The sequence below is a fragment of the Granulicella aggregans genome (genome assembly GCF_025685565.1).
Classification (GTDB): Bacteria; Acidobacteriota; Terriglobia; order Terriglobales; family Acidobacteriaceae; genus Edaphobacter; species Edaphobacter aggregans_B.
The window spans coordinates 772,263-796,561 of record NZ_JAGSYE010000001.1; the positions used below are offsets into that span (position 1 = coordinate 772,263).

The window sequence follows — 24,299 nt, forward strand, 5'->3', positions numbered from 1 at the left end:
GAAGGTTCGGGGCTTTAGCCCTGGGTTGTTCGGCTGCAAGGGAGTTTGGACCTCTTCAACAAGCTCTCAGAGCTACCAGCGGTGGTCTGACCCAGGAATGAAACTGCCGAAAACACCGACTTGCAGGGAAGTTCGCACGCGAATCCATTAACGCCGCTCAGCCCCGCAAGCGCCGTTATCAGAGACGATGCTATCGTTCACTCATGCCAAAAACCAAACAGAAAGGATGGCTGAGCCGAGTCCTTTGGTTCTTTTGCAGGGTCTGGCTTGCATGTGGCCTTGCTTCGCTCGTGGCGGGTTTTGGATTTATGACTTACACGTCAATCTGGCTTTTCCGCAGCGTTCCGGAACAGGGTGTCGTCATCGATCTGATCCCGCAGAGGGATGACAATGGGAACATAAATTACTCCGCTCGTTTCAAATTCAAGGCGGGTGACGGGAAGGTTTACACCGCAACGGCGGGTGTCGCCACGAACCCTCCCAGCTTCGAGATTGGAGAAAACGTTCGCGTGCGCTATCTCCAAACCAATCCTGTTTCGGCAAAGCTATCTTACTTCTGGCAATTGTGGTTTGAACCGGTGCTCTGCGCTGGTCTCGGAGCGTTCTTCAGCGGAGCCGGATACCTCTTGCTTCGGCGCGAACGACGCGCCTCTTTGCGGTTGGGCCCAGGATCAGCGCCAAACCTAGGCTAGCAGTCGCCCTATTCGCGGGTTGGTGCTTCGGTGGCGGTCGGGACATTAGATCTCTATGAAGCGATACCGATGGCGAGGTTTCGCGCACTAAAAACGGCATTTTCGGAAACGTCACCCCGCCGAACAATTCCGCAGTTCAAGACAGGATTATCACCCATGTCAGATTCGTGTTTCGCCGACCGCCCAGGCCCAATCCCTCTCACGAAGGAAGCGTCGAAGAAGGAACTCGCGACGACGCAACTCGCCTCTGCCCCGAGTAGCCCGAGATCCCATTCCTCCCATTTGCCTTGACCGTATACATCGCCGTATCCGCATGTTTCAGAATCTCGTCGACCTCAAGGCCGGAGTCCGGATAGATGCACAGTCCAATGCTGACCGTGATGACCAGTTGACGATCTCCAATTTCGATCGGAGCGGAGACCGTCTCCAGGACCTTCTGGGCGCATCGGTCAACCTCTTCCATACTCTTGAAATCGGGCAGAACGATGATGAACTCGTCTCCGCCCAGCCGTGCGACAGTGTCCGTCTCGCGAACCGAGGCGAGCAGACGCTTTGCCAACGCGGAGAGCAGAGCGTCCCCAACCGCGTGCCCCAGCGAGTCGTTGATCCCCTTGAAGTGATCGACATCGACCATCAACACCGCCACCTTATGCTGGTCGCGGCGAGCGCGTGAGATGTCGTTGTTCAGCCGCGCGTAAAGCAGCGTCCGGTTAGGCAGCCCGGTGAGTTGATCGTAGTGCGCCAGAAAATTGACGTGGTCCGTCATCTTCTTGCGCTCGGTAAAGTCGCGGCTCGTCACAGCGACGTTGTTGCCAACCTTCAACGCCTGGACGTGGATCCAGGTAGCGTGAATCGTGTCGTCATCAATGAAGATCTCGTCGATGTAGGGAACGCCGGTGCGCACAACCTCCTTGTAGCGTTCGAGTACCCCGGACGAGACCGCGTAAGGCCGGACCTCCGAGAGCACCTTCCCTAGGAACTGTTCACGTGGCTTCCTGAGCCTGCGCTCCGCGGCGAGATTGATATAGCCGAAGCGGAAGTCGACGATCTGCCCTGCGTCGTCGAAGATTCCTTCGAAGATGTAAAAGTCGTCGAGGTTGTTCTCCGCAACATCGCGGAAGAGATCGTCGTGATCGTCGTGCCGCGCGGAAGCGGGCGAGAATCGGCTGCTCAGCGCAAAAGAGACCGGTGCCGCGACCAAAGCGGCAAGAAGTTGAGCCAGCGCAAGATGGCGCGGAAGAACGATGGAAGCGAAGTACTCAAGGAGAAAGAACAGAACCACCGTGAGGCTCAGTGATAGAACCATTCTTGCTTTTTTAGAACAGCGTTCTAGGAACTTCAAGGAAATCCACCTCGACCGACTCCAGGGAAACTCCAAGCAGGAGGAGCTGCCTGGAATCGACGGCTTTTTCTAAAGTGTATCCGCCCTCCTGCGTTGCGGATGCTACCTCCCTCCACCAAAAGCTGAAGATGCCCGGCAACATAGGCTTCACGGTTGTGCAACTTCGCTGCGGATAGCTAGTCACTCAGCACTGGTCTCTGCGAGCCTCTAGAATTGCTCGTTATGAACAGGATGACCTTCTGCATGCGAATCAGCGCACTGTCTTTGTGCTGGGCATTCCTGACAACTGTGGGAACTCCGCACTGCTTGGGTGCCGACAAGGCCACCATTGCAACCGAGGAAATTGATCGCTCAGTCATGGCAACTCTGTCGCATCAGGGCGCAGAAAAGCCAAAAGTCATCTCTCACATCGATCTGACCCAAACCTTTGAAACAGTAACTCAATGGACGTTAGTAGTAGTCCAGGAAGGCGGGCAGCCAATCACAGAGATCGAAGATCACGGGCCGATACACGTCTGCCTCGTGAAAGCGAACAAGCCGGACTGCTCTGAGAATCTCTATCAGGATGTCGGCAAGGAACGACCACCGTTCGATACTCCGTACCATCTCTTGACCAGTAGGGTTGTGAACGCTGGTCAGAATCAATCAAGCCCCCTTCTATTCATTCAGTTGTGCGGCGCCGAAGGGCCCAACGGAAACTGCGGAATTGCCACTGCTCTTTACCGTTATGAAAGAGAGACCGACCGCTTCATTCGCGTGTTCCAAGGGCTCACGGGTCGAAACAATAATGAAGCCACGCGCTTTGTTGAACGCGGATCCCTGCAGGGGAACGTGATCGTGAACTATCCCACTGAGAATGCGCCGTACACCTATTGGATCGAGGTATACCGGGCAGATGAATCCGGGCAGTATGTACGAGTTCTCCGCTATCGTGGGCATACAGGCTATGGAGATGGCAATCCGCTGGCCGTCGCGGACTCCGAAATGCCTGAGATATTAAGTCACTTGGGATTTTGGAAGCCTGGAGATGCGCTGCCCGTTCCTGCCCATCTACCGAAGGGCTGCAGTCACCTTTACATGCGGCGAGGCGAAGAGTGGTGCAAGTAACGGACGGATTCCCTTCACATGTTGTCATCCTCAACGTGGGAATGGCGAGGGAGTTGCTGCGAGACTTTTAAAACTTGTGACTTTGTCGTTCCCACGAAGTCGCGTTTTGGACGCAATGTACAGCCAGACCAACCCACCACGCCCCAGCCCACACAAGAACCCCACTCAACGCCGGGTGTTAACATAGACTCTGAGGCTGTCCCCCTTTCATGGATCCATCGCACATACGCAACTTCGCGATCATCGCGCATATCGACCACGGCAAATCCACGCTCTCTGACCGCCTGCTTGAGCTTACCGGCTCGCTGACCTCGCGCGAGATGCAGGCGCAAGTGCTCGACGCCATGGACCTCGAACGCGAGCGCGGCATCACCATCAAGGCCCACACCGTCCGCATGATGTACAAGGCCCAGGACGGCGAGACCTATCAGCTCAACCTCATCGACACCCCCGGCCACGTCGACTTCTCCTACGAGGTCTCGCGGTCGCTTGCATCGTGTGAAGGCGCTCTGCTCGTCGTCGACGCCTCGCAAGGCGTCGAAGCCCAGACCCTCGCCAACGCTTATCTCGCCATCTCGAACGGCCTCGAGATCCTTCCCATCATCAACAAGATCGATCTCCCCAGCGCCGATATCGAGCGCACCAAGGAGATGATCGAAAAGACCGTCGGCCTTCCCGCCACCGACGCCATCGCGGTCTCCGCCAAGACCGGCCTCAACGTCGCGTCGATCCTCGAAGCCGTCGTCACCCTGCTGCCACCGCCGCAGGGCAACCCCGACGCTCCGCTTCAGGCGCTCATCTTCGACTCCTGGTTCGATCCCTACAGAGGCGTCATCGTCCTCGCCCGCATCATCAACGGCAAGATGCGCAAGGGCATGAAGATCAAGCTGCTCTCGAACGGCAAGACCTTTGACGTCGAGAGCATGGGCGTCATGACCCCCAAGCCCGTCGAGATGCTGGAGCTCACTGCCGGCGAGGTCGGCTTCTTCGTGGCCACCATCAAGAACGTCGCCGACACCAAGGTCGGCGACACCATCACCTCGGTCGAGAACCCCTGCAACGAGATGCTCCCCGGCTTCGAGGACATCAAGTCGATGGTCTTCGCCGGCCTCTACACGGTCGATTCGCACGAGCACGCCATGCTCCGCGACGCGCTCGAAAAGCTCCGCCTCAACGACGCCAGCTTCTCCTTCGAGCCCGAATCCTCCGCCGCCCTCGGTTTCGGCTTCCGCTGCGGCTTCCTCGGCCTGCTTCATCTCGAAATCATTCAGGAGCGCCTGGAACGCGAGTTCTCGCTCGACCTCATCACCACCGCTCCCGGCGTCCGCTACAAGATCACCATGACCGACGGCACCGTCCTCGAGGTCGACAATCCCTCCCGCTGGCCCGATCCCACCGAGATCGAGACCATCGAAGAGCCCGTCATTATTGCGAAGATCCTGACGAATGAGGAGTACGTCGGCGGCATCCTGAAGCTGGTCGAAGACAAGCGCGGCAAGCAGAAGAACTTCGAGTACGTCTCCGAGACGCGCGTCCTCATCACCTACGAGCTTCCACTCAATGAAATCGTCCTCGACTTTTACGACCGCCTGAAGTCCGTCTCCCGCGGTTATGCCTCGCTCGACTACGTTCTCGCCGGTACCTGGATCTCGCCCATGGTCAAGATGGACATCCTCATCGGCGGCGACCCCGTCGACGCGCTCGGCATCATCGTCCACCGCGACTTTGCCTACGACCGCGGCCGCGCCCTCGTCTCGAAGATGCGCGAGCTGATCCCGCGCCAGATGTTCGAGGTCGCCATCCAGGCCGCCATCGGCGCAAAGGTCATCGCCCGCGAGACCGTCACCGCCATCCGCAAGAACGTCATCGCCAAGTGCTACGGGGGCGACATCAGCCGCAAACGCAAGCTCCTCGATAAGCAGAAAGAGGGCAAAAAGCGCATGAAGCGGATCGGCAAGGTCGACATCCCGCAGGAAGCCTTCCTGGCCGTCCTCAAGGTCGGCGAAGAATAACCGGGTGCCCCATCCATGACGGCTTCATCGTCATGGGTGGGACGTAAACCCCATCCCTGCACGCTTTTCAATGCTGAACAAATCCGGGGGCGTCCTCCCCTCTTATGCTCAAAATCGCTGGAAGGTTGTCACGGCAAATTAACCCTGATCTGTGGAAACTGTTGACTGGCGATGAGTTAGAAGTCCTGCGGCAGACGCTTCACCAAATTGCATGAGCCTCCGGCTAAACTACACAAAAGAATACACATAAGCGAAATTGATTTAACTGTCGGCACGAGCTCTGTAGCCGTTAGCAGTCAGAATCTCTTTCCCTCAATGGGAAAATCCACATTAGTTTCCACAGCCCGGGATGCTAATTCCCCTACGCAGAATCGCATTTTTGCTATCCCAAACGATCACGACGAGGGAGCCACAGGCTCCCTCGTCGCGGGCTTCGGAGGGTGAACGACTACTTCTTGGGAGCAGCGGCTGGAGTCTTCGCCGCACCAGCAGCCGGACGCGGACGCGTCGCCGAAGGTGCCGCCGGAGGCGGAGCAGCAACGCCCGACGAGGTGTTGTAGGCGTTGATGACAGCCTCGGTCACATCGGTCGTCGGAAGCGCCCACAGAACCGGGTTCTGCTGTCCGCTCACATCGAGCAGCAGCGTGTAACCATTGTCCTGCACATACTTACGCATCGTGGCGTTCACCTTCTGCGCCAGCTTACCGTAGGCCTCCTGCAGGTCCGCGTTGTAAGCGGTCTGGGCATCTTCGGCGTCGCGGTTCAGCTGCTTTTCCTTGGTGTCGATGTTCTTCAGGCGCGAAGCACGATCCTCATCCGAGGTCGTTGCCGGAAGGGCCTGGAGCTGCTTCTTCAGCGAATCCACTTCCTGCGCCAGCGTGTCGATCTGCGCCTTCTTGGGCTCGTACTTCTTCTGTACGGCCTGGACCGAAACCTGCCCCTCGTTGGTCGCGAACACCGACTGCTCAAAGGCAATCAGAGCGATCTTTGCGGGAATGGCCTGGGGAGCAACCGGTGCCGGGGCGGCAGCGGCGGGGGCAGCAGCGGGAGTCTGGGCGGAAACGGAAGCGGTGAAGAGCCCAGCGCCGAGCGCGGTGACGAGTGCGAGATTGCGATTCATGCGGTTTGAAGCTCCTTATATGCCAAAGCGGTAATTTGTGTGAAGAGGGAGAACTTGTGTGGGCGTTGATCCAAAGCCGCTGCGAGCGGAACACATCGCGGCTAGAAGGGAATCGCGGTCAGGTTGGATCATTCGCGGTGCCGGCTGGACAGGTCGTGGGTACTCGATTCGTCGATTGATTTCGCGGTGCAAACTGCGTACTACCGCGTATTCCACCCCATCTCGAAAAGCATAACTGCGGGCCTCCGAAGGACAGATCGGCCAGACCGTGCCGATTCCATCTTCAGGTACGCAGCGACCGGGCGTTTCCGTGGGAGCAAGCCAGGCGAGAGGGGTACCGGAACACGTCGATTATAGGGTGGCCGCGTTACAGGGTCAAATATCCGGCGGCCATTCGATGGCTTTTCAGCGGCTATTCACAACGCAATGCAAATACTGAAAAGCGGATATCGCCTTCCGGATTTCTCCATATTCCTGTCTTCTCCGTCCGAACCAACGCAAAGAATGCGGGATTGTTGGGCCTTTTCGTTTGGCTTTAGAATTGCATAAATCGTAACGACCGCGTTATTGAGTTAGCGATCGATTTGCCCCGGACCAGGAAGAGCTCGCGCCCACGTAGTCGCGGTTTACCGGAAAGGGAGAGGCTACCAGAACATACGGAAGCTGTTTTCAGGAGGCCGTGACTGGCCATTGCAGCAAAGCTGGATCCGCCTTATTTCTCCCCCAAGGTTGAATCCAAGCCCCGAAGGAACTTCGGGGCAATCCCGCACCGAAGGGTGACCCGGCTGGAGTTTTCGGGGCCCCGATGTCGCCCACACCGATGGAAATCTGGACCCATAAGGCAAATATCCGGCACCACCCCACACTCCCCTCAAAAGATTCGATTTGCCAAGATCAGGTGGTCGGCGTATTATCAGGCTTGCGTTAAGAGATGGCGTGGGTGCCGATCCCTTCTGTGTCTTCCATGTACCAATCGAGGCAGGCTTGGCCGCCTTTATACATGGGGTTTCAAACAGACAAAACGCAGTGTTCCTGCCTCGACGGAAAGTCGAAGGTTCGAACCAATCGAAATCAGCTCACCGAAATCGAGAAGACGTAACAAATTAGGGTTGCGGTCGCAGTAATCGGCAGGCCGGGTTTGCGCACACGCGCTCCACGGAGTTCGTGGAGGCAAACGCGCTACCAGCAGGTAGAGATAAACGTTACGTTCAGAGCAAAACTTGAGAACTGTTTCTTCCGACACCCAGACTCCGCATCCCTCCGTCAGTTGGATCACACGGTGCCCCATTCCCATGGGCTTCGCGACCTTTTCACCATGTAAGAAAGTTTCAGCACCTAGGCACCAGGAAGTGGAAGCATGACTTCAGATCAGAACGTATCCGACGTGCAGATGCACTCGGATCAGCCACCTCCGATCGCTCACCAGGGCGATTCGGGGCAGGATGCCGGGCAGAATGTACCGCACGGCATGGGACAGTCAAAGAGCAGTCGGCGTCGCCGCCGCAAGCGCAAAGGCAAAGGCCCGGAAGATGTCGCCCTCAACGGAGCGGCACAGGGTGGCGATAGCAGCGGCGAAGCTGCCGCGGCACCTCAGTCCGCAACCCCGCAGGGACAGCCATCCCGGCAGCAGAACGCCCAGGCCCCCAACCAACAGAACGGCCAGCAGAACGCGACCGGCACCAAGCGCTGGAAGAAGAAGTTCCGCGACCGTGACCGCCCACGCGAAGGCCGTTCCGAGAATCCCGGCAACCAGGCCAGCGGAAGCAGCAATGGCCACTCCAACAGCGGCGGCGGTTCGCGCAGCAGCAACGGCGATACCCACCAGTTTGGCAACAACGCCTTCAAGTCGCGCAAAGGCGGAGGCGGTGGCGGCAGTAAGCAGCAGTCTCGTGGTGCCCGCGGCTTCGTCGGCCCCATGGACCACAGCTATCGCGCCGTCAACGGCAACTTCGCCGACACGCCTCCTTCCACGATCGAGTCCTACGGTAACCATCAGCCCCGCGGCAACGGCCACAGCCGGGGCGGTGGCGGCGGATACCACGGCGACTCGCAGCCCATCGACTACTCCCAGGGCCGCACGATTCCGATCCCGGAAGACGCACAGACTAAGATCTTCTTCTTCATCGACGACCTCTTCTTCGTCGCCAAGATTCAGGAGACCGCCCGCAAACTCGGCGTCAAGATAGAGTTCGTCAAGAACGACAAGGAATCCCTGGCTAAACTCACCGGAGTCGAAGAAGCAGACCGTCCCGCTCTCATCGTCTTCGACCTGAACAACGCCAGCGCCAAGCCGATGACCCTCATCCCGAAGCTGAAGACGAAGTTCAAGAAGAGCACCTCGATCGTCGGCTTCCTCTCACACCTGCAGGGCGACCTGAAGGCCAAGGCCGTCGAAGCCGGATGCGACTCGGTCATGCCCCGCGCCGCCTTCAGCCAGAACCTGCCCAACCTCCTCCGCCGCTACGGCATCGTCGAGGAAGAAGAACCAAACTACAACATGTAACTCTAAAAGTTACATGTACAAACACTAAGGCCCGGAGATCAATCTCCGGGTCTTCTTGTTTTTCGCTAAAGGAACTGATCGCCAATAAGAGAAATCGTCATCTCGACCGAAGCCGCGCAGCCTCATCGCGTGGCGAAGTGGAGAGACCCCCGCATTGGCCTTTATCCCGCCACAACTCTGTGCCCCATTCATCGCGCTTTGTCTCACGCGATGAGTGGGTCTTCTCACAGATCACCCCACCCGGCAGATCACGCACTTCAAATAGTCCGTCTCCGGCAGCGTCATCACCGAAGGATGATCCAGCGCAGCCCCGCGCATCTCCATCACCTGCACTCGCCTCTTCGCATCGCTCGCCGCAGACCCCACTGCCTCCATAAACTCCGCCAGCGGCACATGGTGCGAGCACGAACACGTCACCAGCGTCCCTCCCGGCCTTAGCATCTTCATCGCCCGCAGGTTCAGCTCCTTGTATCCACGCATCGCTCCCTCGGCCGCCCGCTTCGTCTTCGCAAACGCTGGCGGGTCGAGCACGATCGTATCGAACCGCTCCCCCGCCGCCTCAAACTCCCGCAACAGCTCAAACGCGTCCGCCTCAATCCACTCCACCGTCGCCGCTAACTGCGGATTTAGTTGCAGATTCCGGTCCGCCACCTGCAACGCCGACCGGCTCGCATCCACGCCCGTCACCTCGTCGCAAACCTGTGCCATATGCAGCGCAAATCCACCCTGATAGGTACACACATCGAGCGCCCGCCCCCGCGCATACTTGGCCGCCGCCGCATAGTTCAGCCTCTGATCCAGAAACGCCCCGGTCTTCTGCCCCGCCTCCGCGTTGAAGTGAAACTTCAGCCCATTGATCGTGAACACCGTCTCCAACACCGGAGCCGCCGCATCCTTCGCGAACAAAGCCCCCGCCGGAGGCATCTCCAACTTCTCCAGCTCCCTCACCCGGGCATCCGGTCGCTCCACAATCGTCTCTAACGGAAGCTCGCGCGCCAGCACCTCTCGCAGCACCTCGCGAACATCATCCTGAGCCGTCCCCTGCGTCAGAAGCTGTAGTACCACCAACCCGTTGTACTTATCCGCGACGATCCCCGGCAGCCCATCTGCCTCACTGAAGATCAACCGGCAGGCATCATTTCCGCTCGTATCTGCATTGAGATGGACGGCCTCCGGCGCAAGCTCCCGCCGCAGCGCAATCGCCGCAGCCACGCGCTCCTTCACATCCGCGAGGTACTCCGCCCGCGTCAGCGCCGTCTTGTCTGACACCACCCTCAGCGCGATCTGCGAGGCATCGCTGTAGATCGCCGACCCCAACGGAAACCCCCGCCCATCCAGCACCGAGACGATCGCGCCCGCCGCAACTCCAGCCTCACCCGCCGCCGGATAAACCTCATCCACATCCGACCGGTACACCCAAAGATGACCCGCCCGAAGCCGATCCGCAGCCCGCCGCGAAACCTTCGCCGCCGCCTCTGCCTCGCGAGGCAATCCCACCCGCAAAGCCCGTTCCTTCAAACCACTCGTCATCCTTCTATCGTCGCATGCAGCCATGGAACTCCGTCATTCTGAGCCGAAGGCGAAGAATCCCCGCATTTGCTCCCGCCCGCGCCCAAGGGAGGCCCCGCCCTCTGTGCCCCATTCATCGCAGTCATATCGCGATGAGTGGGTCCGCCACAACCGTCACCCTCGATAAACTAGAGCAGTTGCCCACCTCCACCCAATTCGACGTCCTCATCCTCGGCGCGGGCGCCGCCGGCCTCATGTGCGCCTTCGAAGCCGGCCGCCGCGGTCGCACCGTCGCCGTCCTCGACCACGCCGAACGCGCCGGCAAGAAGATCCTCATCTCCGGCGGAGGCCGCTGCAACTTCACCAACCTCAACACCCGGCCCGAAAACTTCCTCTCCGAAAACCCCCACTTCGCCAAGTCCGCGCTCTCCCGCTTCACCCCGGAAGATATGATTGCGCTGGTCGAAAAGCACAACATCCGCTACCACGAGAAGACCCTCGGCCAGCTCTTCTGCGACCGCTCCGCCCAGGAGATCGTCGCCCTCCTCGAGCGCGAGTGCACCGCCGCCAACGTCCGCATCCTGACGGGAACCACCATCGAATCCGTAGCAAAATCTGAAGCCCAGCACTTCACCGTAGCGACCTCCCGAGGCACCTTCACCTCCGACTCCCTCGTCGTCGCCACCGGCGGCCTCAGCATCCCAAAGATGGGCGCAACCGGTCTGGGCTACGAGATCGCACGCCAGTTCGGCCTCAAAATCATCCCCTGCCGCCCCGGTCTCGTACCGTTCACCCTCTCGCCCGGAGACCTGCAAGACTGGGCCGACCTCTCCGGCCTCTCCGCCCCCGTAGTCGCATCTGCCGTCGCGACCGGCTCCGCAAAGAGGCCGCGCGTCACCTTCCGCGAAAAGATGCTCATCACCCACCGCGGTCTCAGCGGCCCGGCCATCCTGCAAATCTCCTCCTTCTGGAACCCCGGCGACCCCATCCTCCTCGACCTCGCCCCCAACCAGCAGGTCTTTTCGCATCTACTAGCACCCGCGGCCCGCCGTGACGCCACCACAGCCACCAATGCCCTTCGCGCAATCCTCCCCGCCCGCATGGCCGAACGCTGGGTCGCCGTGAACACCCCCGAACGCTGGACGAATTCTGGCCTCGAGGGACTCGAGGCCTCCCTGCACGCCTGGCAACTCCACCCGGCCGGGACCGAGGGCTACGCCAAAGCCGAAGTCACCGCCGGAGGCGTCGACACCCGCGAACTCGACGCCAAGACCTTGCAATCCCGCAAGGTTCCCGGCCTCTACTTCATCGGCGAAGTCGTCGACGTCACCGGCTGGCTCGGCGGCTACAACTTCCAATGGGCCTGGGCCTCCGCCGTGAGCGCCGCCCAATCCGCCTGACCGCCTTACCATCCCATCTAGTCAGCGGTTTCTTATCAGGTCACGTTGGCGCCAAGTCGATCTGCTGGGTCACGTCCAGCGGAATCGATCGGAATGAATGTACGAGACTCTGGACTGGTGAAGACCGCTCGATTTCGGCCCGATTGCTTTGCTTGATACAGCGCTTGATCCGACATCTTGCGCAGGGATCCAGAGTCGGTTCCATCGGTAGGGTAAAGCGCACCTCCGATACTGACCGTCAAGGGAATCTCGACCCCCTGGACAACCACACGCCCCTGAAATAGATCCAGGATCGCAGAGGAGATTCCGAAAGCAGTCTCGGAGTCACGAAGGCTGCCCACAATCAGCATGAACTCCTCACCCCCGATGCGGGCGATAACGTCCATCTTTCGCACCGTTCCGCGCAGGCGGCTTGCAACGATCTTCAGACACTCGTCGCCAACAAGGTGACCGTGCGTGTCGTTGATCTTCTTGAAGTAGTCGATGTCGATCGTAAAGACGGCGGCAAGTGTGTGCTTCGCAGCGCAAACTTCCAGGCAGCGCCTCATGTGCTCTTCCAACATGAGCCGATTCGGCAGACCGGTCAGGTAGTCGTGCTCTGCAAGATGACGAAACCGCTCTTCACTTTGACGGATGATGTTGGTCTGGTGCTTGACCTGGGTCTTTAGAATGACAACCCAAAGGACGACAACGCTCATGACCCCCATAAAAGCGGCGAGTATCGCCAGCGTATGCTGGGCCGTCCACCATGAGGCACGATTCAATATGACGATGTCCTGCGGAGTGTTGAGCAGGATGCTGAATGAGACGGGATTATGGTACAGGTCGGCATGCACGACGCAGATACCCGTGAGCAGAAGCAGGGTTCCGTTGTCCGTACCAGGAGCCGAGCCCTTGCCCGACAGCGGGAACGACGCCTCGAAGACTTCGTTGCCATCGCGCAGAAGCAGAACCCTCCTCTCTCCCGCAACATGGCTCTCTTCGACCCTTCCTTGTATCTGCACAAGCTGCTGATCGTAGGGGACCTGATAGAAGTCTCCGTCTTGCGTGATAACGTTCTTGGCCATGATCCGTATTGGAACGATGGGAGTAGCAGGGCCAAGCTCCCGGAGGAGTGCATCCTCGAGAATGGGTCCATAGTCACCCAGAACTGGAAAGCCAACCGCTTCTACTTGACGGCCTGTCCCGATGAACCGCGTACCGCTTGCCTGGATCCCTATCCCGTCACTGCCGTTCTGCAGATAGATCCCGCGACCGGAGTTCTGGTAGGTGGAAACGCCACTCACTTTGACGCGGTGCTGTGCCTGCCCAAACTGAAGCGCGTTGCCAATTGGCATCGTCGGCACGCCGAACGGGTCGGTTCGTGCCGGCTCCAGCACCTTCATGAACTTCGTAGACGGGACATAGAGGTCCAGACCCACGAACTGCTTCTTTTGATTGAAGTCCGTAGCACAAACACCCTGGAAGCTCACCCTCGCGTCCACCAGGTGGGCGATGTCCACACCGGCGAAATCCTGCAGCAGAACATTGACCGACCCGCCACCTATCTCCAGGCGCAGATGGAGAAGCGTATTCTCGTCGACCTCTTCCATTCTGGCGGTGTGAACGATTCCTTCGATTTCGACCCATTGGCTGTCCTGAACGCCGCCGAACAGGTCGCCGTACATGAATCGGTGGGTCGGCGGCGGAGAACTTTGGCCCATCACGGTCACCCTCGACGCAAGAACGACGGGCGCAAACAGACCCGGCCCACTGGTTCCAACGATCTCGACTCGATCGCCCGCATGCACATCAGCAGAATCTGTGCGGTCCACAGAGATGCCGCCCGTTTCGTCTTGAAAGAAGAACGAGTTCTTATACCCGGAGAGGTCCGTTACGACGCCGGTAAGTTTGACAGGAATCAGCTGCTCCGCCTCGGCGGAGCTAAGTTGCCGGAGCTGCTTCACCGTATCGAGGTAAGGCTTGGCACTCTTCATCTTCATCTCTGACTTCAAGAGAGAGGCATGCGTCTCTTCGCCAGGAAGCTCCGCGGCGGCAGGGCTTATTGCGCCGGGGAGGACCGGAGCCGCTCTCGCAACGCCAACCAGGCAGAGCATAGATCCAACCCAGAGGAATGCGCCCACCACGAAAACGGAACGCAGGAATACTGACGCCTTGCGTCGTGTAGATTGAACGTGCAACTGCAGGCCCTGAGCGCCATCGGCAGCCTTTGCCCGACGCCGTCCCAGTATCAGCTCGCCCGGCCTATATCTTCGACCAATGGCAAAGAGCATTTTGTCACCTGATCCTCCCTTTGAAAACTCCGTTCGCGTCCGGCCAACGATCCAACCGCTTCAATGCCGCAAGTGACGTCCGAGGTTCAATCTCGAAAGATCAACCTCTGAAGATCGCGGGTCAACCAGTCGTCCAGTGCTTGACCTCGTGCTTCCCCATATTCAAGGAAGCCACTCGAACAAGACTCAACAAAGGAGTTGTCACAGTTGCTGGTGAAGAGAAGCGAAAGACGGAGCCGTGCCTCAATCGAGTCAAAGTTAACGGTACAGGCATGAGACCTCAAATTTTGTCTGCTTACCCACATACTGTCTGCAACTTCGGCGCAGCAGAATGCACATGCCGTAACCTATCGGATGCGACGCAAGGCGAATGCGGGAAAGTGATTGCCATCGAGAACCATCGCTTGTTCTCGAAAACTGGTGTGATGGGAGACTGCTGGGTGCCGCCACGAACCCGCCGCACCACCAACGTCAGCGCCACCAACCGCGGCAGCCTGACCTAAGCCCCTGAACAGTGCCGATCTAGATGGCATGGGAGATCGGGAACGGCGCGTGGATAAGTGCGCTGCTAACAACCTGAGAAATGGATGTGCCGGTGCCAATGGAAAACTAAGTTCAACTTTCGTTCCTATAGAAAGCCCAACGGCAGGCCTATGATCCTAAGAAAGGAAGACCTTATGGCTCGTTATCAAGCTGTCGGTTCCAACGCTGAGTTCAACGTCCATGCGATGAAGAAAGATGTCACTTTCGCTCTTGTCCTGGCTGCTATTATGTTGCCGCTGCCGTGCAGCCCACAGGCAAGCGAGGTTGCGCCGAACGACCCGGTGTTCCGTTCCCCTTTTGCCTTGAAGCTCCATGTCGACGATCCGCGTTATTACGAGCAGAAGTTCGATCATGTGCCCTATGTGGCGTCTGGCGATGTGTATCTTTTCGCTGGGGAAGCCTTCGGCGTCAATGTCACCACCGCCGGTGATCGATTGACTGGGATCACCTACCAGAGTGACCCCGCAAAGGCGGACGTGGAGTTTAAGTTCACTCAAGAGAAGGCACCGAGAGGCTTCATGATGCTTTTAGTGACCCGCAACAAGCTCAAGAAGAAGCTCTTTTTCGATGCAATGATGACCGTCCCCGGAAAGACGGGAATCTTTAACACCAGCGTGCTTCCGATCGACCCCGGTCTCAGCAACTTCGAATCGTGGCCGCATCCGATCGTTCAGCTGGCTCTTAGGAACTTCCGCTTCTCCGAGACCCATTCACAATAGATCAATCTGACTAGAGGTCGGGTGCGGGTGCCTGATCGATGGCTCGCACCTGGCCATGGGTGGGTCCACCACAGATCTCACTGCACCACCAGCGTCAACGTCACAGACCGCGTCAACCCCGCGCTCGTCCCCGACACCACAATCGAATACGTCCCGCTCGGCGTCACCGGCGACCCTCCACCACCGCCCCCACCACCCGGCGGCGGAATCAACCTCCCCGACCCACACCCAGCCAGCACGATCAGCCCCACGAACAGCAACAATCCCCGGAAACGAAGCCGCCGAAACGGCAACACCACCGGCAGAACCATCACCCACCACACTCCCGATCTCGAAGACCACGCACTCGAAGCCACCGTCACCCCCGTATCCACCGTCACCGAGATCGTCGTCGACCCTCCCAGCCCCGCGCTCCCCGGCGTCACCACGCACGTCGCATTTGCTGGCGCTCCCGTGCATGCCAGCGTCGCCGTCCCCGGAATCCCCGCCGCCGAGCTCAGCAGCAGCGGAAACACCGCCGCACCGCCACTGCTCACCGTCACGCTCGTAGCCCCATTCACCGCCAGCGAAAAATCCACGCCCATCCCCGCCAGCGGCACCACCGGAGCCGGTCCCGGCGCATTCGTCATCGCCGAAACCGTCCCCGTCCGCGCTCCTCCTACCGTTGGCGCAAAGACCACCTGGAACGCGCACGACCCTCCCGGAGCCACCGTGGCCGTACAAGCATTCTTAGCTGCCGGAACGTTGAAATCCCCCGTCACCACGATCCCCGCTACCACCAGCGGCGAGCCACCGTTATTTGCCAGCGTCATCGCCTGTGGCGCGGACACCGTAGTCACCCCGGTCGCCCCGAACGTCAGCCCAGCCAGCGGCGACAGCGTCACCCCCGGCGGAGCCACACCCGTCCCGTTCAACGCCACCGTCTGCGTCCTGAACTCGTCGGACACGGTCAGCGTCCCACTCCCCGGCCCTACACTCTTCGGCACCGACACTACCGAGATCGCACAGCTCGCATGTCCAATCAGCGAGCTCCCACATGCACTCGAAGCCGCAAAGTCCCCGCTCGTCACCAGCGCCGAGATCAGCGTCAGCGCGTTGTCCCCCGTGTTCGTCAACGTCACAACCTGCGCCGCGCTCGTCGTATTCAACTGCTGCGGCGCAAACGTCAGCGCCAGCGGACTCAGCCCATCCGTCGCCGCGCTCGCTCCCACGCCGGTCAGCGCCGCCGTCTGCGTCCCCACCGAATCCGTCACGGTCAGCACACCCGTCCGCTTCCCAGAGACCGTCGGCGTAAACACAATCCCCACCGTACACCCGGTCTGCGACGCCAGCGAACTCTCACAGGTATTCGTGCTCACCGTAAAGTCCCCGCTGATCGAGACACCTTGAAGCGTCGCCGCAACTCCGCCCGTATTCGAGATAGTCACATTCTGCGCCATGCTCGCAGAACCCAGCGTCACCGTCCCGAAGTTCGTACTCGCCGGATTGAGCACGATCGCCGCCGGCGTAGCTCCCGTCCCTTGAAGTATCGCCGTAGCCACCTGCCCGGCCGCCACTCCCGTCACCGTCAGCACGCCCTGTCGCACCCCCGCGGCCGTCGGATCAAACACCACTGTCACGCTGCAACTCGCGCTCCCGCTCAGCACCTTCCCTGCGCACCCATCCGTCTCGACAAAGTCCCCCGTGATCGCCACCTTCCCCACTGCGATCTGCCCCACACCGGAGTTCGTAATCATCACCGTCTGCGCCGCCGAACTCCCTCCAATCACCGTCGCCGGAAACGTCAGCATCCCCGGCGTCAGCGCCACCGTCGGCGGTTCATATCCCGTCCCGCTTAACGCCACCGTCTGCGAACGAAACTGGTCCGACACCGTCAGCGTCGCCATCACCGACCCATTGACCATCGGCGTCAACGTCACCTGAATCGCGCAGCTCGAGTGCCCCGCCAGCATCGGCCCGCACTGGTTCACCGCCGTAAAGTTGGAATTCGAAACCGTCGTAGCGATCAGTGTCAGCGCCTCATCGCCGGAGTTCGTCAGCGTCACCGCCTGCGCCGCGCTTGCCGTCCCCACCGTCTGCGTCCCAAAGCTGAGCGCCAGCGGCGACAGCGTATCCGTCGCCGGCGAAGCTCCCGTCCCCGTCAAACTCGCCGTCTGCACCCCCACCGAATCCGTCACCGAGAGCGTCCCCGTCCTTGTCCCAGAGGCCTTCGGCGTAAACACCACCGACACCGTACATCCCGCCTGCGGCCCCAATGTCTGAGCACACGTATTCGCGGTCGTAATGAAGTCGCCCGTGACCGAGACCGACGTCAAAGCCGCGCTCACCCCGCCGGTATTCGAGATCGTCACGTTCTGCGCCGCACTCGTCTGCCCCAGCGTCACCGCCCCAAAACTCAGCCCCGCAGGCGTCAGCACGATCTTTGCCGGTTCCGCTCCCGTCCCCGTAAGCCCGACCGTGGACGTCGCAGGGTTTGGCGGCTGCCCCGTCACGTTCCCCGTCCCGCTCACCGTCAAGGCCCCCTGCAACGCTCCCGCCGAGAGCGGCGAAAACCTCACCTGCACGGAGCAAGTCGCCGCCCCGCTCAACGCCGCACCGATGCAGTTGTCCGTCTCCGCAAACGTCCCCGGCGTAGTCGTCACCGACCCAACCACCAGCGTCCCGCCACCCGCATTCGACACCGTCACCGTCTGCAGGGAGCTCTGCCCAATCACGGTCACCGGAAACGCCACCGGCCCCGTTGGCAGCCCCACACCCGGCGGCGCAAACGCGCTCCCCAAGAGCGCAATCGTCTGCGATCGCAGCGCATCGGACACCACCAGCGTCCCAGTCGCCGCCCCTGCAGCCGTGGGCGAAAACACCACCGCAATCATGCACGAGCTCTGAGCACTCAAACTCGTCCCGCAGTTGTTCGTCACCGAAAACGGCCCGCTCGTCACCTTCGCCGCGACCAGCGTCAACGGCTCATCGCCGGCGTTCGCCAGCGTCACACTCTGCGCCGCGCTTGAAGTCCCTACAAGCTGAGGCACAAAGCTCAGCGACTGAGCCGACAGCGAATCCGTAGCTGGAGTCACCCCAATCCCGGTCAACGCAGCCTGCTGATCCCCTACCGAATCCAGCACATTCAGCACCCCACCGCGTGCGCCTCGTCCCGTCGGCGCAAAGACAATCGACACTGTGCATCCCACCCCCGGCGCCAGCGCCGCCCCGCATGTATTCGCCGTCAGTTGATAGTCTCCCGACACCATAGGCACCTGCAGCGTCGCCGCAACTCCTCCCGTATTCGCGATCGACACGCTCTGCGCCGAACTCGTCTTCCCCACCTCCAGCGTCCCAAAGTCCACGCTCCCCGGCGTCAGCGTAATCGCCGCCGGGGAGACAGCCGTCCCGGTCAAGATAGCCTTCGCCTGCTGCCCCGGTTGCGTACCCGTCACCGTGATCAAGCCCGTCCGCGTCCCCGGCGCACTCGGCGCGAACGTGACCAGGATTCCGCAGCTGTAAGGTCCTGTAACCGACTGGTTGATACAACTGTTGGTCTCGGTAAAGTCCCCGGTAATCGAAACCGATGCCACCGTAAGCTGCCCCGCTCCAGCATTGGTGACGAGGATCTGCTGAGGATCTGTCCGCGCACCGACAATCGTCAGAGGAAACGTCAGCGACCCCGGTGTCAGCGCCACCGTAGGCACCGCCACCGCCGTCCCCGTCAACGCCACACTCTCCTGGCCAAACTCGTCGGTCACCACCAGCGTCCCCGTCCGCATCCCCACCGCCGCAGGCGCAAACGCCACCTGCATAGTACAAGCCGCATGTCCGCTCAGAGTCGCGCCGCAGCTGTTCACTACCTGAAAATCGCCCGCCCCTATAGCCACCGAAATCCCGGTAAGCGCCGTGTCCCCCGCGTTCGTCAAAAACACCGTCTGATAGGCACTCGTAGTCCCCACCATCTGCGCCCCGAACGTCAGCGACGTGGGCGACAACGTGTCCGTCGCCTTCGAAGCCGCAACCCCGGTCAGCGACGCAAGCTGCGTCCCCGCGGAGTCCACCACCGACAGCGTCCCATTCCGAATCCCAGCCACCGTCGGCGCGAAGGTCATCCCAATCGTGCAGCTGGCCCCCGCAGCCAGCGACGCCCCGCAGTGATTCGTCGCCATCTGAAAGTCTCCCGCGACTGTCTCCCCGTAGAGCGCCACTGCCACACCACCTGTATTCGCGATCACGATGTTCTGCGAAGCCGATGTTCCACCCACCGTCACCGTCCCAAAACTCACCGAGGGCGGAGTCAGCACCACCGCTCCCGCAGCCGCTCCCGTCCCGGTCAGCGCCGCCGTCGCCTGCCCTCCCGCCACGTTCGCCGAGATCGTCAGCACCCCCGTCGCCGCACCCACCGCCGTAGGCGAAAACACCACCTGCACCGCGCAACTCCCTCCAGCCGCAATCGATGACCCCACACAATCATCCGTCTCCGGAAAATCCCCCGTCGCTGTAACTCCAGACACCACCAGCGCCGCACTTCCACCATTCGTCACTGTGATCGTCTGCGCCCCGCTTGCCGACCCCACCGCCTGCGTCCCAAAGGCCAGAGCTGCCGGCGTCAGCGTGATCGCCGCATTGGTCCCCGGCCCCGCCGTCAGCAGCGGAATCTGCCATATCCCTCTGCCATAAGTCGCCGCCCGCAACTCCCCAACCGTTCCACCCCCGGCAGGTGTCGTCGCCGAGGCCACCAGCTGCACCACCGGAGCGTTCGGCAGCCCGCTCCCATAGACGCTCCAGCAGCTCGCGCTCGTGCAACTCGTAACCTGGTTCGTTACAAATACGCCCGTGTCCATCGCCACATAAACCGTATTCGCATCGTTCGGATCGACCACGATGCTGTTCGCCGGAGCGTCCGGCAGATTGCTCCCGATGTTCGTCCAGTGCGCTCCGCCATCGGTCGAGCGATACGCATGCGCCGCCGTCACCCCGTTCCCGGTAAACCCCATCACCGTCGCATACACCGTCATCCCGGTCGCATCATGCGGATCGACCGCGACCGAGGAGATATCGAACCCCGCCGCATTGAACACACCGCCACCCACCCCATCGTTCGTCACCGGCGATCCCGCAAGATCGGTCCAGGCCGTCACCGAACTCGCCGCATTTGCATCCGTCGTAGCAAACACATGCCCACCCACGCTCCCACCGCCGTCGAGAACCCCCGCCATCCCCGCATACAGCACCGTAGATCCGCTCCCCGCCGCCGTCGTCGCCGTCGCCGCAGGTCCTCCCGCAGCCAGCGACCGCACAAAGTTGTTCGTCCCGTCACACGCTTGGTTCTGCGGCCCGCCAAACTCGCTGCTCAACACATTCGTCGCCGGCCAAGCCGTGCTCTGCGTCGCCGGGCCGCGCCACACCCGGCACGTCCCAATCAGCACATTCGAGCTCAGCGCGGGGTCCAGCAGCCACGGCGGGTCGATCAGCGAAGCATCCTGCGTAACCTGCGGCGCTCCAATTGTCGGCTGTGTGTCGAACTCCGTCGGCCCACACGCGCTGCCCTGGCTGCAATATGTGATGCTCACTCCCGGCGCCGTCGACGCGTACCACTTCGCCGGACTCACCGGATCGATCGCCGAGTACCCTCCCTCGCCATCCGCCAGTTGCCCCCACGCCGAAAGATCTGACGCCGTCGAAGTCGCAGCCGTCCCGTTCGCTCCCAGCCCTACCAGCAGCATGTCGGCATTCGTCGGGTGCTGCGAGAACTGCACCACCTCCGCCAGCGACCCCAACCCCCCATTCAGATTGTCGAAGTGCGTCGCATCATCTGCCGCGCACGGACTCCCCTGCTGCGCCACGCCATCCAGCGACCGCCACAGCCCGCCATCATTGCCCACAAACACCAGTGGCAGCGCTCCTCCTGCAAGCCCCGCAAGCGCATGCTGCCCCGGCGCCACCATCGCCGGAGCCGCGCATCCATCCTCCACATTCGTCGTATTGCGGAACACACACCCGCCAGCGCCCGTCGCCGCTGTCGTCAAGCTGCATCGATAAAGATCAAGCGTCCCCGCAAACAACAGCGTGCTGCTCCCCGAAGCCATCGCCGCCAGCGTCAGGTTGTAATCTCCTTGAAAGATCTGTCCGCCGATCGCCCCGCCCGTCTCCAGCGGCCCCGAGTTCAGCTTCGTCGCAAACGCAATCTCACTCGTCGAGCAGACTCCGCCCATCGCCGCGCAACTGTCCCGCCATATCCCCTGGTCCCCGTAGTTCGCATCCACGGTAAACGCAAATGTGTCGCCACTCTCCGGCTCGACCGCCAGCGCCCCGCGAAAGATCGGGCAGGTCGCGCTTCCGACAGACCCCGGATTCGCCGGACACGCGGCCACCGTCAATCCCGCACCCGGCTGAGCGGCCAGCCGCGTCCACGTCGCACCATCCGCCGACTCGTAGTACCCATGGAACCGCACCGCCGCGTAAAACCGCTGCCGCAAAGGGTTCCACACCACCGCCGTCGCCGCATTCCCACCCACGTTCTCCCCGTTCGGCAGCGGCTGCTGCACCGTCTGCATGCCGTCCAGAATCGTTGCCATCTGCCAGCTCACGCCCGCGTCGGTGGAGAAATACAGCCCGCGAACGCTATACTCCGTCTCCGCCGCGTTCACAAACTTACCCTCAGCCGCATCCCCTACAGCCGCCACCATCACTGTCGGTGAAGCCGCCAGCCCGGCAAATCCCAGCCCCACAAAGCTATGGATACCGCTCGTCGCCCCCTGCGCAGTGTCTGCCTGTTGCACCAGCGTCCACGTCGCCCCGCCGTCATTGCTCCGCAGGAGACCGCTCCCGTAGTACGAATCCAGCGCGTCGTTCGTGTCCCCCGTCCCCGCCAGAATGACCCCGTTTCCCACGCTCAGCGCCCCGATACTCAACGACGCAATCGTCGCGCTGCCGCTATTCAGCGAGAACACCGGCAGCGTGTCCGTCAGCGGAACAAACTTCACCGCAGACGCCGCTCCCGCCGCATTGGTCGACTTCCAAACCCCGCCGCCCGTCGTCCCCACATAGACCGTATTGCCGCTAGCGTCCGCCGGATCGATCGCAATCGCCGTCACCCGCCCGGTAACCTTGCCGTAAGCCAGACTAGCCACCTGCATCGGCCCCACCGGCTGCCACGCCGTCGTCAGCGGCGTCACCCGCGGCTCCGCCAGCATCGCCGCCTGCTGCCGCCGCGCCAGCTCCATCCCCGCCGCACCACTCTCCCGGCCAGCAAGGAACCGCCGCGCCCTCAGCCCGTGCTCAAGTCGTCCATGTTGGGTGCCCCATCCATGCGGCTTTATCGCATGGGTGGGTTCCTGCCCCAACCCCAACCCAGAAACGAGCACGACAAATCCCACCGTTCCGCACCACAAACTGGCGCGGCGATGCATTCTTCGACATCTGGGAAGAGTAGGAAGGCCCATGCTCCTGCTCCGGACCGCCTGCGGCATCTTCGACGATGCTGCAAGCTGGTTCGCAGTCAGTCAACGCAGAACCTGGAAAAGTAAGAGAGGAGTTAGTTCACAAATTTCAAAACGGGAATGGCAGAAGACCAGCAAATCATCGCGGATCTAAAGTCCGCTTCCTGCTCTCGCAACCCACGAACGACCGGGTGCCATATCTGACAGCTTCATCGCCAGATGTGGGACGGAAAAAGTTCAACCAGTCAAAGCTCTAGCAACGCACGATCTTCGCCGACTGGATCGCCCGCGTTGCGTTCCTAGAATCTACCACCAGCCGCGCTTCGGTTACGATCTTTTCGTACTCATAGCTCGAGTGGTCGGTAGCGATCAAAACGCAATCAAAATCCCCCAACTGCTCCAACGGAGTCGAAGCCAGATTCAGGTCATACTTCCGCCCACGCCCCACCGTCGGGAAGAAGGGATCGTTATAAGCCACCGTCGCTCCCGCCTTCTGCAGCAGCTCGATAATCGTCAGCGCAGGCGACTCCCGCAGATCATCGACGTCCTTCTTGTACGCCACGCCAAGCACCAGCACCCGCGCATTCCGCAGGTTGACACCATTTCGTTCCATCGCCCGCGCCGCCGTCTCCACCACGTGCAGCGGCATCGACTCGTTCACCTCGCCGGCAAGCTCGATGAACCGAGTCTGCAGCCCATACTGCTCCGCCTTCCAGGTGAGATAGAACGGATCGACCGGAATACAGTGCCCGCCCACGCCCGGCCCCGGATAAAACGCCTGGAACCCGAACGGCTTCGTAGCCGCCGCGTTGATCACCTCCCACACGTCGATCCCCATCTTCTCGCAGAGCTGCTTCATCTCGTTCACCAACGCGATATTCACGCACCGGTAGATGTTCTCGAGCAGCTTCGTCATCTCCGCCGCCGCCGGCGAAGACATCAGCACCGTCCGATTGAACACCGTCCCATACAGGGCCTCGGCAGCCTTCGCCGCCCGCTCATCCACTCCACCAATCACCTTCGGAATGTCTCGCCGCGGCGTCACAATATTGCCCGGATCTTCCCGCTCCGGCGAGAACGCCACCATCACCCCATCAAGATCGTCCTGCCCCTTGCGCAACACCGCCAACCCACGCCCCGCCCCATAACGGTTGATCGTCTCCACCACGATCTCTTCCGTCGTCCCCGGATACGTTGTGCTCTCGAGCACCACCAACTGCCCCGCGCGCAGATGCGGGGCAATCGCCTCCATCGTCGACACCACATAGCTCATATCCGGCGTGTGGTCGTCGTGCAGCGGAGTCGGCACGCAGATCAACACCGCATCCATCCCCGCAATCTGCGAGAAATCCGAAGTCGCCGAGAACCCTGCCTTCTGCGCCCCTTGAATATGCTCCGGCTCAATCCGGTGGATGTACGATCCACCCACATTCAGTCGCTCCACCTTCGCGTCGTCGATGTCGAACCCGGTAACGCGGAACCTCTCCTCGCTGAACAACAGCGTCAGCGGCAGTCCAACGTATCCCAGCCCAACAATGCCAACTCGTGCCGTCCGGTTCTCGATGTGCTGCAGCCAATCGGACAGAGAGGCAGAAGCGGTCTTGGTAGCGGTCCTGGGGGGGGCCTGATCTAGAGTTTGTGTCGTCAAGTTGTTA

12 protein-coding genes are annotated in these 24,299 nt (G+C 61.0%); 6 read left to right on the forward strand and 6 right to left on the reverse strand.

Annotated features, from left to right (window positions below; genetic code table 11):
* The first annotated feature begins 308 nt into the window (after window positions 1-308).
* The gene (locus OHL18_RS23200; protein WP_449727813.1) at window positions 309-692 is read left to right on the forward strand and encodes a DUF3592 domain-containing protein; all 384 of its coding nucleotides are present in this window, start codon (window positions 309-311) and stop codon (window positions 690-692) included.
* Window positions 693-891: 199 nt separating this feature from the next.
* Here the strand turns inward: OHL18_RS23200 and OHL18_RS03280 are convergent, their stop codons facing one another.
* The gene (locus OHL18_RS03280; protein WP_263373399.1) at window positions 892-1,998 is read right to left on the reverse strand and encodes a sensor domain-containing diguanylate cyclase; all 1,107 of its coding nucleotides are present in this window, start codon (window positions 1,996-1,998) and stop codon (window positions 892-894) included.
* Between the two features lie 342 nt (window positions 1,999-2,340).
* Between OHL18_RS03280 and OHL18_RS03285 the strand changes: the two genes are divergently transcribed.
* Both OHL18_RS03285 and lepA read left to right on the forward strand, forming a co-directional pair.
* A complete protein-coding gene (locus OHL18_RS03285; protein WP_263373400.1) occupies window positions 2,341-3,141 on the forward strand; it encodes a hypothetical protein in 801 nt (266 codons plus the stop codon).
* Window positions 3,142-3,350: 209 nt separating this feature from the next.
* Window positions 3,351-5,153 (forward strand): translation elongation factor 4, encoded by a 1,803-nt coding sequence (gene lepA / locus OHL18_RS03290; protein ID WP_263373401.1) that lies wholly within the window; start codon window positions 3,351-3,353, stop codon window positions 5,151-5,153.
* Window positions 5,154-5,601: 448 nt separating this feature from the next.
* Here the strand turns inward: lepA and OHL18_RS03295 are convergent, their stop codons facing one another.
* Complete coding sequence (locus tag OHL18_RS03295; protein ID WP_263373402.1) at window positions 5,602-6,273, reverse strand: OmpH family outer membrane protein; 672 nt, start codon at window positions 6,271-6,273, stop codon at window positions 5,602-5,604.
* 1,357 nt (window positions 6,274-7,630) lie between these two features.
* Between OHL18_RS03295 and OHL18_RS03300 the strand changes: the two genes are divergently transcribed.
* A complete protein-coding gene (locus OHL18_RS03300) occupies window positions 7,631-8,776 on the forward strand; it encodes a response regulator (RefSeq protein WP_263373403.1) in 1,146 nt (381 codons plus the stop codon).
* 231 nt (window positions 8,777-9,007) lie between these two features.
* On the opposite strand, the gene OHL18_RS03305 is transcribed toward OHL18_RS03300, so the two are convergent.
* Window positions 9,008-10,306 (reverse strand): class I SAM-dependent rRNA methyltransferase, encoded by a 1,299-nt coding sequence (locus OHL18_RS03305; protein ID WP_263373404.1) that lies wholly within the window; start codon window positions 10,304-10,306, stop codon window positions 9,008-9,010.
* 131 nt (window positions 10,307-10,437) lie between these two features.
* Between OHL18_RS03305 and OHL18_RS03310 the strand changes: the two genes are divergently transcribed.
* A complete protein-coding gene (locus tag OHL18_RS03310; RefSeq protein ID WP_263373405.1) occupies window positions 10,438-11,685 on the forward strand; it encodes a BaiN/RdsA family NAD(P)/FAD-dependent oxidoreductase in 1,248 nt (415 codons plus the stop codon).
* Window positions 11,686-11,720: 35 nt separating this feature from the next.
* On the opposite strand, the gene OHL18_RS03315 is transcribed toward OHL18_RS03310, so the two are convergent.
* Window positions 11,721-13,781, reverse strand: coding sequence for a diguanylate cyclase (locus OHL18_RS03315; protein WP_263373406.1), 2,061 nt, complete (start codon window positions 13,779-13,781; stop codon window positions 11,721-11,723).
* 854 nt (window positions 13,782-14,635) lie between these two features.
* Between OHL18_RS03315 and OHL18_RS03320 the strand changes: the two genes are divergently transcribed.
* Window positions 14,636-15,220 (forward strand): hypothetical protein, encoded by a 585-nt coding sequence (locus OHL18_RS03320; RefSeq protein WP_263373407.1) that lies wholly within the window; start codon window positions 14,636-14,638, stop codon window positions 15,218-15,220.
* Window positions 15,221-15,297: 77 nt separating this feature from the next.
* Here the strand turns inward: OHL18_RS03320 and OHL18_RS03325 are convergent, their stop codons facing one another.
* Window positions 15,298-22,569, reverse strand: a complete 7,272-nt coding sequence (locus OHL18_RS03325) for a choice-of-anchor D domain-containing protein (RefSeq protein WP_263373408.1) — start codon at window positions 22,567-22,569, stop codon at window positions 15,298-15,300.
* A 328-nt stretch (window positions 22,570-22,897) separates the two neighbouring features.
* Window positions 22,898-24,292, reverse strand: coding sequence for a nucleotide sugar dehydrogenase (locus OHL18_RS03330; RefSeq protein ID WP_396273831.1), 1,395 nt, complete (start codon window positions 24,290-24,292; stop codon window positions 22,898-22,900).
* Window positions 24,293-24,299: the final 7 nt, after the last annotated feature.